We start from the raw sequence: 15733 nt of genomic DNA, 5'->3' as shown, positions 1-15733 counted from the left end.
TGGCCCGCCGGTTCACCACCAGGTGGCAGGACAAGCAACTCGCAGAGGCAAGTTAATGATTGATTCAACACCCATGTCACGGACTGAGGAAATCACCGTGCAGCATTCCCCTACAACGAAGCCCATCGTTCAAATGGCTGGAATTTCCGTGGAGTTCCCCGGGGTCAAAGCACTGGACAACGTTGGCTTCCGGCTTTTTCCCGGTGAAGTCCACGCCTTGATGGGGGAGAACGGCGCTGGAAAGTCGACCCTGATCAAAGCCCTGACTGGCGTGAATCCGATCGCTTCCGGAACCATCACGGTTAACGGCAACGACACCCGCTTCACCGGCCCCGCCGATGCCCGCGAACGCGGCATCTCCACGGTGTACCAAGAGGTGAATCTCTGCACCAATCTCACCGTGGCCGAAAACATCATGCTCGGCAGCGAGCCTCGCCGTTTCGGTGGTCTTGACTGGCGAACCATGCGGCGCCAGGCCAAAACCTATCTGGAGCGGATGGGGCTGAAGATAGACCCGGCCAGCTCGCTGGGGTCCCATTCACTGGCAGTCCAGCAGCTGGTGGCCATCAGCCGCGCCATGGTGGTCGACGCCAAGGTACTGATTCTCGATGAACCGACCTCGAGCCTGGATACCGACGAGGTGGCCCAGCTCTTCGAGGTCATGCGGAAGTTGCGTGATGACGGTGTGGCGATCCTCTTCGTGTCGCACTTCCTGGACCAGATCTACGCCATTGCCGACCGCATCACCGTGCTGCGCAACGGGCAATTGGTAGAAGAACGAAAGAAGGACCAGCTGACGCAACGCGAACTGGTCTCGCTGATGATCGCTGGCACCTCCGATGCCCACGTGGGCGGCGCCAACGAACGCACCGCCGCAACCGAACGCGCGGCCGACGCTGAACCGTTGCTGCAGGCAGTGGGACTCGGGCGCAAGGGAGCGGTGCAGCCTTTCGATCTGGACCTCTATCCCGGGGAAGTCATCGGCTTGGCCGGCCTGCTGGGCTCAGGCCGTACCGAACTCGCGCGCCTGCTTTACGGAGCGGACAAGGCAGATGAAGGGGTGATCAAGCTGGGCGGGAAACCGGTGAAGCTGCGAACTCCCCGGCAGGCCCTGGGCCGAAAAATCGCCTACACATCCGAAGACCGCAAGGGCGAAGGGGTTGTGGGCGAGCTGACCGTGGCCGAGAACATCATCCTCGGCCTGCAGGCAGCGCGCGGATGGATCCGCCCGCTGCCCAAGACCAAAGCCACCCAAATCGTGGACGCCTATATCAAGGCACTGGGCGTCCGTCCGGCCAATCCGAACGCCCTGCTCAAGAACCTCTCGGGCGGGAATCAGCAGAAAGTTCTGCTGGCCCGCTGGCTCGCCACCGCTCCGAAGCTGTTGCTCCTCGATGAGCCCACCCGCGGAATCGACATCGGCGCGAAGACCGAAATCATGAACATGGTCTCCGAACTAGCTGAACAGGGCATGTCGGTGGTCTTCATCTCCGCTGAGCTAGAAGAAGTCCTGCGCCTCTCGGATCGCATCGTTGTGATGCGCGATCACGCCAAGGTTGCCGAAATTCCAAGCACTCCAGATGTGGATGTGCCACGCCTGATCGAAATCATCGCCACCGGGGAAGAAAACAAATGACCCGTATTTACAAGCATCGCCTGTTTTGGCCAGCGATTGCGCTGCTCGCGCTGCTGCTAGCCTGCACCATCAAGCGCCCGGACATCCTGGGCATCAGCGTGCTGGACGGGCACCTGTTCGGCGCCCCCATAGACATCCTGCGCAATAGCTCGCCGCTGCTGCTGGTCGCCCTGGGCATGACTCTGGTGATCGCCACCCGCGGCATCGACCTGTCAGTGGGTGCCACCGTCGCGATCTCCGGAGCCGTGGCGCTGACGTTCATCGCCAGCTCGGCAAATCCGGGATCCGCAGGTACAGCCGTCGGCGCCGTCATCGTGGCATTGGGGTTGTGCCTGATCCTCGGCGCATTCAACGGCGTGCTGGTGGCGAACTTCGGCATCCAGCCGATCGTCGCCACGCTGATCCTGATGACCGCCGGCCGCGGTGTGGCCATGCTGATCACCAACGGCCAGATCACCACGGTCAATAGCGCACCTTTCAGCAAACTGGCCTCGGGCTATGTGCTGGGCCTGCCGGTGGCCGCGCTCATCGCTTACGGCGTGTTTGCGGTGGTGGCCCTCGTGGTACGGCGTACTGCACTGGGCATGCTGCTCGAAGCGGTAGGCATCAACCCGGAAGCCAGCCGGCTCTCAGGGGTGAAATCAAAAACTCTGGTATTCACCGTCTATGTGTTGTGCGGCCTGCTATCGGGCCTGGCTGGACTGATCTTCGCCGGCAACACCATGGCCGCTGATGCCAACAATGCAGGACTGTTCATAGAGCTGGATGCCATTCTCGCCGTGGTTATTGGCGGCACGTCCCTGGCCGGCGGCAAGTTCAACCTCGCGGGCACCATGATTGGCGTGCTGATCATTACCACCCTGAGCCTGGCCGTGACCGTCCTGGGCGTTTCACCGCTGGTCACTTCGCTATTCAAAGCCATCGTGGTCATTGCCGTGACCTTGATGATGTCAACCCGGCTGCGCGCCATGCTCGGTTCCTTGCGCGAACGCCGCCGCTACCAGGAGGTGGGAGCATGAGCATCCTCAGTGTTCCGCGCAAGTCCATATCCAAATTGAATGTGGACCGGCGCTACCTGCCGGTTCTGGGCACTGTGGTCGTCTTCGGGCTGATGCTCGTCATCGGCGGAGTGCGCTACGAGAATTTCCTTTCGCCCACTGTACTGTCCAACCTGTTCATCAACAATGCCCACCTGATCGTGCTGGCAGCAGGAATGACGTTCGTGATTCTCACCGGCGGCATCGACCTGTCCGTCGGTGCGGTGCTGGCGCTGTCCTCGGTCATCACCGCAACCATGCTCAATGCAGGGATCCCGTTGTCCCTGGTGCTGCCTATCGCGATTCTCAGCGGATCGATCATCGGCCTGGGCATGGGAGTGATGATCCAGTACTTCGAGGTGCAGCCCTTCGTGGCTACCCTGGCCGGCATGTTCTTGGCCCGCGGCCTGTGCTTCATCTTCGCCCCGGAATCCGTGCCGATCCGCAATGAGGGTTTCGTGGCGCTGTCGAGCTGGGGCGTTTCTGCGGGGCGCTGGCGGTTGACCGCCGCCGTGGTCATCGCCGTGCTGGTGATTGCCGGGTCCTGGTGGGTGCTGCACCGCACCCGTTTCGGCCGCACCGTTTACGCGGTGGGCGGCGGAGAGCAATCAGCCACCTTGATGGGATTGCGTGTGGCACGCACCAAGGTGGTTGTCTACGTCATCTCCGGCACCTGTGCGGCGCTGGGCGGAATCCTCTTCGCCATGTTCTCGCGCTCGGGCTATGCGCTGACCGGTGTGGGTATGGAACTCGACGCGATCGCCGCAGTGGTTATCGGTGGAACACTGCTAGTCGGCGGCATGGGCTTCATTCTCGGCTCGGTGGTTGGAGTGATGGTGCTGGGACTGATCCAAACCATCATCACTTTCGAGGGAACCTTGAGTTCCTGGTGGACCAAGATCGTGATCGGCGGTTTGCTGCTGATCTTCGTGGTCTTGCAACGAATTCTTACCTTGCGGCGAAATTAAGCCCGGAAGGGAAGGGCCCAGGGCCCGGTATTAGCGTACCGGGCCCTGGGCCGTATCCAGCCACCTAGCTCCAATTCGCGTACAACGAACCGGGAAGTAATAATTTCCAGCCTGGACAACAGCTTGCCCCCGATTTCGCGATAGATTGCGAAGTGGGGGCATTGCTATTGCCCCTCGAACTTCTGCAGCTTGCACGCGACTGGGAGGAACCTGATGGGCAAGGACAATGAAGCACGGGTCAGCGTAGAAATAGCCGGGTCCACTGCCGTAGTGCTGCTGGATAACCCGGGCCAACTCAACGCGCTCACCAAGGACATGTGCCTGCAGCTGGTGGGCGCCTTTGCCGGCCTTTCGACCAACGACGAGGTCAGTTCCATTGTGGTTCGCGGCGCGGCGGGGAACTTCTGCGCTGGAATTGCCATCGACGAGATGGACCAGGTGCTCTTCGACCGGGACGCGGACGGGGAGCTGATCAACCATTTCGACCTGCTCGACAAGATCATCGTGGGCTGCCCGAAAACCACCATCGCGGTGGTGGAAGGCCATTGCTTTGGCGGGGCCTGGCAGCTGGCCTCGGCCTGCGATATCCAGTTGGCCTCGGATAACGTGCGCCTGGCGATCACCCCAGCAAGAATCGGATTGGTTTTCCCGCGCCCGGGCATCGAACGGCTGGTGCGTACCGTGGGGGAGCACCGGGCCAAGTACCTGCTGTTTTCCGGCGCGGAGATTTCCATTGCCGAGGCGGAACGCTGGGGCATGTTCACCCGGGTGATTGCCCAGGGGCGGCTCGAAGAAGAGCTGGCCGCATTGCTGGGCAAGCTGGCGGCGAACTCGCCGTATTCCATTGCGCGCACCAATGAGGCAATCAACTTGGTGCGCCAGGGAGAAGCCACCGAGGGCTGGTGGGAAGCGATGTGGGAAGAGAACGGGGCGAACGCGGACCTGGCCGAAGGCAGATCCGCGTTCTACTCACGCCGCACACCGGATTACGGTGGACTGCCCCAGTAGTGTTCGCTAGTCCTGCTCGGCAGTGAACTGCGCAACCAGTTCGCGCTTGAGGATCTTCCCGCTGGGACCCAGCGGGAATTCCTGGACGATCTCGATCAGCCGCGGATACTTGTACGCGGCCATCTGCTTGCTGGCCCACGCCACCAGCTCCTGCGCGCCCAGCGTGGAGCCGGCCTCCAAGGTCACCGAGGCGGCAATCTCCTGTCCGTGGGTTTCGTGCGGCACCCCGTACACGGCGGCATTGGAAATCTCCGGATGGGAAACCAGTACCTCTTCGATTTCGCGCGGGTACACGTTGTAGCCGTTGCGCAGGATCATGTCCTTGGTCCGGTCCAGGATGCGCAGGTAGCCATCTTCGTCCTTGGTTCCCAGATCCCCGGTGCGGAACCAGCCATCGACCACCGCTTCGGCCGTGGCCTCGGGCCGGTTCAGGTAGCCGGAGAACAAGTTGTGCCCGCGCACCACCAGCTCGCCCAGCTCCCCGCGCGGCAGCAGCCGGATTTCATCGGGGCAGGCAGGGTCGGCGATTTCCACATCCACGCCCCAGACCGGGGTGCCCACGGTCCCGGGCCGCGGGTCGACGCCCACATGGTTGAAGCAAGCCACCGGAGAGGTCTCGGTCAGCCCGTAGCCCTCGTGGATCCGCGCGCCGAAGCGCTGCTCGAAGGCGGTGAGGATGGATACCGGAAGCGAGGCCCCTCCGGAAATGGCGTAGCGCAGTTTTTCCGGCATCCCTTCGCGCTGCTTGCCCGCTTCGAGCAGGGCCACATACATCGTGGGCACCCCGAAGAAGACGTCGATGCCAGCCTCCAGCAACAGTTCCAGGGCCCCTTCGGCGGTGAATTTGGGTAACAGCATGACCTCGGCCCCCACCCGCAGCCCGGTATTGAGCACGCAGGTCTGGCCGAAGGTGTGGAACAGCGGCAACCCGCCGAAGAGCTTGTCGCCGCGGCGCAATTCCATGGTGTTCAGCAACGTGGTGTGGGTCTGCTCGATCAACGCCAGATGCGTGCCCAGCGCACCCTTGGGCTTGCCGGTGGTGCCCGAGGTGTACAGGATCGTGGCCAGGTCTTCGGGGCGGCGCGGCAGGTAGGTGCCAATCGGCGCGGCGTTCCGGGCCAGGTCTTCCAACCGGATTGCGCCCGATTCCTCCGGAGCCAGCACGCTGAGCACCGGCACCCCGGAAGCGGCGGCCCCCGCTGCTCCTTCTGCGAGCAGCGGTGCGGCGCAGATCATCAGCTTGGCTTCGGAATCCTCCAGGATGTAGGAGATCTCGCGCGCCTTGAGCAGCGCGTGGACCGGTACCGCTACGGCGCCCAGGGCCAGAACCGCGTAGTAGGCGCGGGCGAAGTCCGTGACGTTGGGAATGAGCAAGGCCACCCGGTCGCCCGCCTCGATGCCTTGGGCTTGCAGGGCTCCGGCGTATTGCCGGGCCTGCTCCCACAGCTGCTCATAGGTGGTGCTGCGGCCATCGACGGTGATGGCGTTCAGCTCGCCGTAGCGGGCAGCCCCTTCTGCGAGGATGGCCGCCACTGAAACAGTGAGATTGGATGTGGAAACGCTCATGGTGAACTCCTCGGGTCGCCCAGCAGTGCATTGTGTGTTGTGTCACATTAAACCATATTGGAACTGCGGTTCAGTACGAGGTATTGAGTTTCGAAATATCTTGAACAATGGAAAATTTCCGTTGCTGATCTGGGTAAAAAGGACATAGACTCAGCCCAAACGAGCTGGATGAATTGTGGAATGGGGAAGCGATGCCGGCACCAAAGGATCCTCGAGCCGAGCCGTGCTGGGTCGATTTGCTCACCAGCGACATGGAGGGCTCCACGCAGTTCTACGGGCAGCTTTTCGGTTGGGAAGTCCGCCATGACGAGGAAACCCGCGACGAGGGATATGCCGAGGTCTACCTCAACGGGGAAATGGTCACCGGCTTCATTGCCAATGACCCGGATTCCGAGGTGCAAGATGCCTGGACTACCTACCTGAATGTGACCGATGTGCACGCCGCCGCCTATGCCACCAAGATGCACGGCGGCAAGGTCTACCTCAAGCCCATCGACATTCCCGGCCAGGGAACCATGGCCATCATCGGGGATCCAGCGGGAACCGGGGTTGGACTCTTCCAGGCATTCCAATCAGCAGACACAACCGCCAGCCGTGCACCGGGCACCCGCATCTGGAACGAGCTGCACACCAGGCACTTCGAGGCGGTGGCCCGCTTCTACCGTGTAGCACTGGGCTGGTGCCTGTCCCCGGTCTCGGACACGGACGAATTCCGCTACCACACCTACGGCCAAGGTTCCGAGGCGGTGGCCGGAATCTTCGACATCTCCAGCTATCCGGATTCCAAGGCCGGTTGGCGCGCCTACTTCGCGGTGGCGGATGCCGAACAGACCGTGGCGCTCGCCGAGAAGCTCGGCGGCACGACCATCCATGAGCCCCATGATTCCTACTTTGGCCGCATGGCCGTGCTCAGCGACGTCACCGGCGCAGAGTTCGCGATCATCGCTCCGTCGCGCAAACAGGAATCTGAAGCCTGACGGCAAAGGCCGCCGGCACCGAAAAATCGGATGCACGGCGGCCTCGGTTCGGGCTGGTCCTCCGCAGCCTACTTCACGAAATTCGGCACAACTTCGTCAATGAACAACTTCAGCGAGCGTTTCTTTTCCTCGTGGCTCAGGGCGTTGTCGCTCCAGAAGCTGTATTCGCTGACGCCCAGATCTTCGTAGCGGCGCAGGCGCTCAACAACCACGTCCGGCGTGCCGATCATTGCGGTGCGGTGCAGGGACTCAGGCGTGAACTCCTCGCGTTCAGAGAACTTCTCCTCCGGGCTGGGATCGATGAATCCGTTGACCGGCTCCACCTTGTTGCCGAAGACCGCATCGAAGGTGCGGTAGAACTTGTTGATGCCTTCGGCAGCAGGGCGCCAGGCCTCTGGCTCGTTGGCGGAGTGCAGATAAGTGTGGCGAAGCACCATGATGTCAGGACGCTGTTTCACCTCCGGGTGGGCAGAGATGGCGGCTTCGTACTTCTGGACTAATGATTCGACTTCTTCGTCGCCCTTCATCAGCGGAGTCACCATGACATGGCACCCGTTGGCCACAGCATACTCGTGCGACTCGGGGCTGCGGGCGGCAACCCAGACAGGGATCTGCTTTTGTGTTGGCTTGGGCACCGAGGTGGACGTCGGGAACTGCCAGACTTCACCGTCGTGGGCGTAATCTCCCTCCCACAGCTTCTTGACTGCGGGGATGAGCTCCTGCATGGAGGCACCGCCGTCGGTGGCCTTCATGCCATCGGTCATGCGATCGAATTCGAATTGGTAGGCACCGCGTGCCACGCCTAATTCGGCACGGCCATTGCTGATGACATCGAGCAGCGCGAGTTCGCCGGCTGCTCGGATCGGGTTCCAGAATGGTGCGATGATGGTGCCGGCTCCGAGCCGGATCGTGGAGGTCCGAGCCGCGAGGTAAGCAAGCTGCGGGATCGGGTTCGGGGAGACGGTGTATTCCATCGAGTGGTGTTCGCCGATCCAGACTGTGGAGAAGCCACCGGCTTCGGCCATTTGAGTCAGTTCGACGAGGTTCTCGAAATGCTGTGCGTGGCTGATCGAGTCGTCATAGCGTTCCATGTGGATGAACAGTGAAAAGCGCATATCTGTCCTTCTTTCGTTGCTCTGCTGCCCTTAGGCAGTTGCCTGGGTGCTGTTGCGTTCGGCGATGGTTTGATTGGTCCGGGACCAATGCTCATGATCGACTTCGCGCACGATGACCGTGATGTTTTCGGGGGCCGCATCAACGGTTTCTTCGGCGGCCCGGTGCAAGGCGTCGATCAGGGCGCGCAGCTGCTGGGAACTGCGGCCCTTGGCAATGGATACATCGATCAGTGGCATGGGGCTCCCTTTCCTTAGCCGCGCATCACAAACGGATCTGCGACGGGGGACTCGTCCGTGTTGATCCATACGCTCTTGAGGCGGGTGTATTCGTTCATGGATTCGAGGCCGTGCTCGATGCCGACGCCCGAGTTCTTGAAGCCTTGGCGAGGGGACATCGGGGACATCGCGCGGTAGGTGTTCACCCAGATCGTGCCGGCCTCCAGCCTCCGGGCCATGCGATGGGCGCGGGCAAGGTTCTGCGTTCACACGCCGGCGGCCAGCCCGTACTCGGTGTCATTGGCCATGGACAGCAGCTCGTCTTCGTGCTCGAAGGGCATGATCGCGGCCACCGGGCCGAAGATCTCCTCGCGGACCACGCGCATGTCGTTATTGACGTCGGTGAGCACAGTGGGGGAGAAATAGTAGCCCGGCAGGTCCAGGCCTTCGGGGCGGGTGCCGCCGGCCAGTACTTTGGCGCCCTCGTCTGCGCCGATCTTCACATAGGAAGCGACCTTTTCCAATTGGTCGGCGAACGCCAGCGGGCCTAGCTCGGTGGCATCCAAGAGCGGGTCTCCGATGACAATGGACTTGGCACGTTCGGTAACCCGTTCCAGCAGCTCGTCGTAGACAGACCTGTGGGCGAAGACCCGGCTGCCGGCAATGCAGGTCTGGCCGGCCGCGGCGTAGATGCCGGCCACCACGCCCATAGCCGCGTTGGCGACGTTGGCGTCGTCGAAGACGATGTTCGGGCTCTTGCCACCCAGCTCCAAGGTGCAGCCGATGAAGCGGCCGGCCGCCTCGGCGGCGATCTTCGAGCCGGTGGCCGTAGAACCAGTGAAGGAGATCTTGGCCAGCAGTGGGTGGCTGACTAGCGCCGCGCCGGCCTCGGCCCCGAACCCGGTGACCACGTTGATGACGCCCGGAGGGAATCCGGCCTGCTCAGCCAGCTCAGCCAGCAGCAGCACCGTGCGCGAGGTGTATTCGCTGGGCTTGATCACCACAGTGTTCCCGGCAGCCAGCGCAGGGGCGATCTTCGAAGTGGTCAAAGTCAGAGGCGAGTTCCACGGGGTGATAGCCCCGACCACGCCGAGCGCTTCGCGCTGGGTGTAGTTTAGAATCGCCGGATTCATGCTTGGGATCTGGGAACCCTGCACTTTGTCGGCCAGCCCGGCATAGTAGTAGAGGTACTCCGGCAGGGTGGCCAGCTGGCCCCGCATTTCGCGCAGCAGCTTGCCGTTGTCCAAGGATTCGTAGCGGGCCAACTTCTCGGCATTCTCACCGATTAGATCGCCTAGGCGGCGCAGCAGATGTCCACGGGCGGTGGCGCTCAGGGCGCTCCACGAGGGCGCGGAGAATGCCTTATGGGCGGCTTTGACAGCACGGTCCACATCTTCAGCATTGCCGCGCGCGGCCTCGTAAAGATCTTCGAGGGTTGCCGGGTTGGAGCTGGTGAAGAAACGGTCTTCGCTGGGAGCGATGTGCTCTCCGTTGATGAAATGCATGTAACGCTCGCTCATGCCTGTTTCCCTTCGTTATCGCTGAAAAAACTGTTCAATTCCGCGGCCAAGGCCAGCGGATTCTCGACCGGAAGCATATGCCGTGCTCCGGGGATGATGCGCAGCCGCCCCTGCGGCACAGCGGCAACCAGCCGGCGGGACATTTCCGGGGTCGATCCGGGATCCAGCTCGCCGGTGATGGCCAGTGTCGGCTGCTTGATCGCATCGAGTTCGCCGGCAATCTCCTGGTCACCGCGGGCGAAAACCGCGTAGGCGTGCAGATAGGATTCGAGATCGTTGCCCGCCATAGTTTGGCGCGTAGCCTCGATGAGCTGCGCGTCCACCGTGGTGGCCGCGGCCGGGAACCAGCGTTCGATGGCGCGGTCCACTCCCTGGGAGAAGTTCGTGCCGGCGGTAGCCAGGCGCTCTTCCACCGCGGTCGACTCTTCGGCGGTGCGCCGGCATACGGAGTTCACCGCAGACAAGGTCAGCACGCGCCCGGGAGCGAAGCGCGCAAGGTACTGGGCAACCAAGGCACCGAGCGAGAATCCCACAAGATGCACAGGGTCGCGAGTTTCAAGGCGTTCGAGCACATCGACGGCCAAGCTCGCCAGATTCTGCTCGCTGCGCAGGGGCGGGCGTAACCCGTGCCCAGGCAGGTCCAGGGCCACTGATTCGTGCGCCAGCTGCTCGCGCAGCGGCTTCCACATGGTCCGGTCCAATCCGACTCCATGCAGGAGGACAACCAATGGCTGCTTCGTGCTTGTCATGCGTGCTTCGCTCCGTTCCGGCTGATGCGCTCTGCTACTGTTCGGTGGACAGCGGGGCCAGGCGTTCCTGCGGCCGGCCACGGGTTGCGCCGGCCAGGGCGATCAGGATTTCGCCAGGATGCGGAGCATCGGCGATCCTGGCCTCGACGCTCTGGTGGTGCGAGCGGATCGTGGCATCGGTGAAATGCTTGAGCGGGATGTCGAACTGCACTCCGGCCTGTCCGCGCTTTTCCACGGCCGGCAGCAAGGTGGTGGCCTTGGCTGCGTCGCGGAAGTGGTTGCCGAATTTCAGGGTGTGGATCAGGGCCGAGCCGTGCTCGACTTCACCGTCAAGGCCGACGATTGCAGCCTTGCCATAGGCCTGGAGCGGGGCGCCCAGCGCTTCGATGACCCGCGGTGCCAGCAGCGCTCCGAGGTCCGAGGCGACCGAGTCGATTCCCGGGTTCAAGTCCTCGACGAATCCTTGCCCTGCCCACGGGTTGTCGAATACGGCGGCGACAATGACCACGCGGGCTACCGGATCCACCGGGCGTCCGCCCTCTGTGGCAATTTCCTCGACGATGGTTACCAGTTTGCGGTAGTTCATAGTTGTATTCCCTTCAGTATTTCGGAAGTGACCGTTCGGTCGGTGGTTCGATCGCCGATGCGTGCATGTGGCCGGGGGCCGCTTGATGCCGCGGCAATGACCGCGATCTCGCCAGCATGCGGGGCATCGGGCAAGGACAGCTCCAGGGTTTGGTAGTGGGTTCGGGTGGCAGCTGCGGTCTTATGCCACATCGGTACTCGCAGGGATTCACCAGGAACGCCGCGGCCGTCGACAAAGCAGATGATCGAGGTGCCGCCGAGGGCTTCGCGCAGCAGGTTGCCGAAGAACGGGGTGTGGATCAGCGCTCCGGCATGCTCCAATTCCCCATCGCTGCCAACCAATGCGGCCTTGCCGAAAGCTTCAACTTGTTCGGCTCCGCCCAGGGCATTGAGCAGGCGATCCGACAGCAGCTTGGCGAGCAATGGGGCGATGGCCTCGGTCCGCTCGGATAAATCTTGCGACGTTCCAGTGCCGAGCCAAGGATTGGGGATGACTGCGGTGGCGGTCGCGCGGGTGATGCTGCCTAATTCGTGGTGGGGAACTTCTTCCACCGTGCACGAGATTTTGCGCAAACCAATGGCCTGGGCCAAATCCTGGTAGTCTTCGAGCGTTGATCGGGTGCTCAAATCAATGAGCTGAGGAGGCTGGGCCAGTGGAGAATTCATCTGGTATTCCTTTGCATGGCTATTTTGGGGCTAACCCGGTTGTTCTTCGTCTTCTTCTTTCATTGCGGCCAGGGCCGCCGACTGGCTTGATGCGGCAACATGCCTGCGCATCACAAGTTCTGCGGCCAACGGATCTTTGGAGCTGATGGCGTCGATGATTGCCTGGTGCTCGTCCTTCGAATTCTGCAAGCGCCCGGGCAAGCTCAGGGTCTGCGAAACGATGCGATGGTAGGCCAGCTGGTTCATCAACAGGTCATAGTGCTCGGTGAGCTTCCTGTTGTCAGCCCCGGCAACCAACGTGCTGTGGAATTCATGGACCAGTTGCGAATAGAGTTCCGCGTCGCCGCGCTCGACGGCCCGTTGGCTGCGTGCAACGTTTTCCTTGAGCTGCTCCAATTCAGGTACGGCTCCACGTCTGGCCAGCAGGCCAGCGGCTAGTCCCTCGAAGGCCTCCTTCAGGGAAAACATCTCGTGAATTTCGCGCTGGGTGGGCTTCCTGACGAATGTTCCAACCCGCGAACGCACCTCAACTAGGCCCTCGCGCTCCAGCTGCTTCAATGCTTCTCGAATTGGAGTACGGCTGACCTCGAAGTCTTGCGCCAGGGCTGTCTCTGCCAATAGGTCTCCGGGTTGAACAACTCCAGTGACGATCATTTGACGGAGCCGGCCCAGCAACGGCGTCTCCGGGGTGCTCCTGGTTTTTGATTCCACGCTTGAACTCTCTTGCATACAAGAACTCTATCCATAGATTCTCTTGTATGCAACAGAAATTCAAGGAATTGCCTTGAATCCGCTAAATTTAAGAGAATTTCCTGAAACATGTTGACTCAGTCACAACCTTTGCTAGCATTTCTTGCATGCAACAAATTGTAAATTCACTCCAGCCTTTCAAAGAATCACTCGTCAACGCCTGGGAAGCGGCATGGGATCGGGGCCAGGTCGATGCACTGGACGAGATCTTCCACGCGGACTTCCGGCGAATCAGCAAGAAATCCAAAAACGTCACCACCATCCGAGAGCTGAAGCAGGAGATTTTGTCCGTGCGGGAGGCCTTCCCTGATCTGGTGACAAAAATCGACCATCTGCTCGTGGATGAGCAGGAGCAGTCCATCGCGATTTTCTGGCACACCACCGGAACGTTCACCAACGATCTGCAGGGTGTGCCGGCCACGGGCAACACCGTGGAAACCCGCGGTTCCAACCTGATGGAAATCCAGGACGGGAAAATCATCTCGGAGCAGGTGACTTGGGACCAGAGCGAGCTGCTCGAAGACGTGGGGGTCCCATCGCTCAAGTCCGCCTTCGAGTCCACGGATGATGGCGTGGTAGTGGACGATTTGAGCGGCGTGCCGAATCTCGATGCGCTCAAGGGGTTCAACCGCCAATTCGTTACCGGCGTGACTGTCGTGACCACCATGGATGAACATGGCAAGCCTCGCGGGCTAGCCGCAAATTCATACGTGTCAGTTTCGCTCGAGCCGCCTTTGGTGCTGGTGTGCGTGCAGAAGACCACCAGCACCTATGCATCGCTGTTCAAGTCCACCCATCTGGGCATCAACATCATGAGCAACGGGCAGCGCGACACCGTGGGCACCTTCGCTTCCAAGGGTGATGACAAGTTCGCCGAGCTCGAATGGCATCAGGGGCCGAACGGCAGCCCGCTGATCGATGGCTCGGCCGCTTCCATCGAAGCAGAAATCAAGGAGCGCTTCCATGCCAAGACCCATACCGTGTTCATCGCCAAGGTAAAGCATTCCGAAGTCGCCCAGCTTGAGCCGATGGTCTACAAGGCCGGCCGGTTCTACGACGGCGCCGAACTGACCGCGCTATAGCCCGGCGTCGGCAGATTCCTCCAATACAACGAAGTGTGAGAGCCATGAAAACCGAAACCAACGAAAAGCAGGGCAAGGGGCCACGCGGAGGGCCCACGCTCACCGGCGGCAAATTGCGTCGGGCCGCGGACAAGAACGAATCGAAACAGGTCTACAAGCAACTCCAGCGTCCGGGCAGTGTCCTTTTCGTTTCGCTGGCGCTGGTCGTGGTGTTCGTGCTCTGGGCGGCTATTGCACCGGGCCGGCTCAATGAACTGATGTCCGGGGCATCCACCTGGTCAGCGCAGTACATTGGCTGGAGCTACCTGTTGGTGACTCTCGGCTGCATCGTGCTGATGCTGTTCCTGGCCTTTTCGCGCTACGGAGGCATCAGGCTGGGCAAGGACGCGGACCGACCCGAGTTCTCCACATGGGCCTGGATCGCGATGATTCTCGGTGCCGTGATGGGCATCGGGTTGATCAGCTATGGCGCGGCCGAACCCATGAGCCACTTCATGGTCCCTCCGCACGGACGGGCGGAGCCGGAAAGCATGGATGCGGCAGTGCTGGCCTTGCAGTTCTCGTACTTCGACTGGGGTCCGAACGCCTGGGCCTTGTTCGGCGTGTTCGGCCTGGCCATTGCCTACTCGACGCACCGCCGGGGCAATTCGGGACTCGTCTCGGTGATGCTCAGGCCAGTTCTTGGAAAATCCATGGACGGATGGCTCGGGAAGACCATTGACGTGTTCACCGTGCTGGCCACCCTCTTCGGCACGACCACTTCCCTGGGCTTGGGCGCTTCGCAAATCGCCGAGGGGCTGAACAGCCTGTTCGGGATTCCCACGGATCTGTTCGTCAAGATCGTGATCATTGCAGGCGTTACCATCGTATTCACTCTCTCGGCGCTTTCCGGCGTTGGCAAGGGCATCAAATGGCTCAGCCAGGGCACCATGATCGGTGCCGCCGCCATCGGGGTTTTCGTCCTGGTTTCCGGTCCCACCGGATTTATTTCCAACATCTATTTCCGTTCCATGGGGCAGTTCCTGGGCGAGTTCCCGGCCGTGGCGCTGCTGACTCCCTCTGGAGCCGAAGACTTGCAGTGGATGCAATGGTGGACGTACTTCATGATGGCCTGGTGGTTGAGCTGGGGCGCCTTCGTCGGCATCTTCCTGGCGCGGATTTCCAAGGGCCGGACCATTCGCGAATTCGTTCTTGCGGTGATGGGTGTCCCGTCTCTGGTCTTCAGCATCTGGTTCAGCATTTTCGGTGGCACCTCGATCCACCAGGAGATGACCGGCAGCTCTGGGATCGGCCAGGCAACGTTGGAAGACACCAACAGCACCTTCTTCGCGATGCTGGCCGAACTGCCGATACCGGAAGTGACCTCGGCATTCACAGTAATTCTCGTGGTGCTGTTCTTCATTACCGGCGCGGATTCCAATACCTATGTTCTGGGCACGCTGACCTCCGGCGGAAATATGTACCCCAAGAGGCCGGTCCTAGCGGTCTGGGGACTTCTCACCGGCGTCTGCGCGATCGTGTTGCTGCTGGTGGGCGGGCTCGAGGCCCTGCAACAGGCAGCCATCCTCTCGGCGGTGCCGTTCACGGTGATTGTGACGCTGCTGGGGATGTCGCTTATGAGGGAGCTGCGCTGCGACACGCGCCTGCAGGCACCTTTGCTGGAAGCTGCAGCGCCGAGTGGAGACGGCAACGAAGCAGGCTAGGCAGCACCGCGAAATAGTTGGGCCCAGCGAATTGCGGCCCCGGTGGAGCCTTGGATTTGCCTCAATCCAGCATGGGGGTTGGCCGAGCCGGGGTCTGTAAACGTAGAGTGTCCTCTAGCAGTATGCGGCAAGCGGCGGAAGCCGCAAGATGTAGC

General features: G+C 61.5%; 14 protein-coding genes and 1 pseudogene. 7 read left to right on the top strand and 8 right to left on the bottom strand.

The annotated features are described in order from the left end of the window. Positions 1 to 73 precede the first annotated feature (73 nt). From ACIQTS_RS03550 to ACIQTS_RS03535, 4 genes are all read left to right on the top strand, one after another. Positions 74 to 1636, top strand: a complete 1563-nt coding sequence (locus tag ACIQTS_RS03550) for a sugar ABC transporter ATP-binding protein (RefSeq protein ID WP_402471291.1) — start codon at positions 74 to 76, stop codon at positions 1634 to 1636. Continuing rightward, positions 1633 to 2655 (top strand): ABC transporter permease, encoded by a 1023-nt coding sequence (locus ACIQTS_RS03545; protein ID WP_332499296.1) that lies wholly within the window; start codon positions 1633 to 1635, stop codon positions 2653 to 2655. Before ACIQTS_RS03550 ends, ACIQTS_RS03545 begins: the two co-directional genes overlap by 4 nt. Beyond that, positions 2652 to 3641, top strand: coding sequence for a galactofuranose ABC transporter, permease protein YjfF (yjfF, locus tag ACIQTS_RS03540; RefSeq protein WP_402471289.1), 990 nt, complete (start codon positions 2652 to 2654; stop codon positions 3639 to 3641). Before ACIQTS_RS03545 ends, yjfF begins: the two co-directional genes overlap by 4 nt. 213 nt (positions 3642 to 3854) lie before the next feature. After that, a complete protein-coding gene (locus ACIQTS_RS03535) occupies positions 3855 to 4649 on the top strand; it encodes an enoyl-CoA hydratase/isomerase family protein (protein ID WP_402471287.1) in 795 nt (264 codons plus the stop codon). Positions 4650 to 4655: 6 nt separating this feature from the next. On the opposite strand, the gene ACIQTS_RS03530 is transcribed toward ACIQTS_RS03535, so the two are convergent. Then, positions 4656 to 6215 (bottom strand): long-chain fatty acid--CoA ligase, encoded by a 1560-nt coding sequence (locus ACIQTS_RS03530; protein WP_402471285.1) that lies wholly within the window; start codon positions 6213 to 6215, stop codon positions 4656 to 4658. A 191-nt stretch (positions 6216 to 6406) separates the two neighbouring features. On the opposite strand from ACIQTS_RS03530, the gene ACIQTS_RS03525 reads away from it, so the two are divergent. Further along, entirely contained in the window at positions 6407 to 7192 is a 786-nt protein-coding gene (locus tag ACIQTS_RS03525) for a VOC family protein (RefSeq protein ID WP_402471283.1), read from the top strand. A gap of 68 nt (positions 7193 to 7260) precedes the next feature. On the opposite strand, the gene ACIQTS_RS03520 is transcribed toward ACIQTS_RS03525, so the two are convergent. The 7 genes and pseudogenes from ACIQTS_RS03520 to ACIQTS_RS03490 form a co-directional block, all read right to left on the bottom strand. Then, positions 7261 to 8307: an LLM class flavin-dependent oxidoreductase gene (locus ACIQTS_RS03520; protein ID WP_402471280.1), complete on the bottom strand. Its 1047-nt coding sequence runs from the start codon at positions 8305 to 8307 to the stop codon at positions 7261 to 7263. 30 nt (positions 8308 to 8337) lie between these two features. Then, the gene (locus ACIQTS_RS03515) at positions 8338 to 8544 is read right to left on the bottom strand and encodes a tautomerase family protein (RefSeq protein ID WP_286172207.1); all 207 of its coding nucleotides are present in this window, start codon (positions 8542 to 8544) and stop codon (positions 8338 to 8340) included. 14 nt (positions 8545 to 8558) lie between these two features. Next, a pseudogene (locus tag ACIQTS_RS03510) lies at positions 8559 to 10028 on the bottom strand (aldehyde dehydrogenase). 11 nt (positions 10029 to 10039) lie between these two features. Continuing rightward, entirely contained in the window at positions 10040 to 10792 is a 753-nt protein-coding gene (locus tag ACIQTS_RS03505; RefSeq protein ID WP_402471276.1) for an alpha/beta fold hydrolase, read from the bottom strand. A gap of 34 nt (positions 10793 to 10826) precedes the next feature. Then, positions 10827 to 11378, bottom strand: a complete 552-nt coding sequence (locus ACIQTS_RS03500) for an amino acid synthesis family protein (protein WP_133834116.1) — start codon at positions 11376 to 11378, stop codon at positions 10827 to 10829. Next, complete coding sequence (locus ACIQTS_RS03495) at positions 11375 to 12043, bottom strand: amino acid synthesis family protein (RefSeq protein WP_105656183.1); 669 nt, start codon at positions 12041 to 12043, stop codon at positions 11375 to 11377. Before ACIQTS_RS03495 ends, ACIQTS_RS03500 begins: the two co-directional genes overlap by 4 nt. Positions 12044 to 12073: 30 nt before the next feature. Then, positions 12074 to 12772: a GntR family transcriptional regulator gene (locus ACIQTS_RS03490; protein WP_105656184.1), complete on the bottom strand. Its 699-nt coding sequence runs from the start codon at positions 12770 to 12772 to the stop codon at positions 12074 to 12076. A gap of 128 nt (positions 12773 to 12900) precedes the next feature. On the opposite strand from ACIQTS_RS03490, the gene ACIQTS_RS03485 reads away from it, so the two are divergent. Both ACIQTS_RS03485 and ACIQTS_RS03480 read left to right on the top strand, forming a co-directional pair. Then, positions 12901 to 13875: a flavin reductase gene (locus tag ACIQTS_RS03485; protein WP_402471272.1), complete on the top strand. Its 975-nt coding sequence runs from the start codon at positions 12901 to 12903 to the stop codon at positions 13873 to 13875. 44 nt (positions 13876 to 13919) lie between these two features. Beyond that, positions 13920 to 15578, top strand: a complete 1659-nt coding sequence (locus ACIQTS_RS03480; RefSeq protein WP_402471270.1) for a BCCT family transporter — start codon at positions 13920 to 13922, stop codon at positions 15576 to 15578. Positions 15579 to 15733 lie beyond the last annotated feature (155 nt).

This window comes from Glutamicibacter sp. NPDC090743 (genome assembly GCF_044769125.1).
Lineage (GTDB): Bacteria > Actinomycetota > Actinomycetes > Actinomycetales > Micrococcaceae > Glutamicibacter.
The sequence above is the reverse complement of the archived record's forward strand: the minus strand, read 5'-3'. Positions and strand labels throughout refer to the sequence as shown.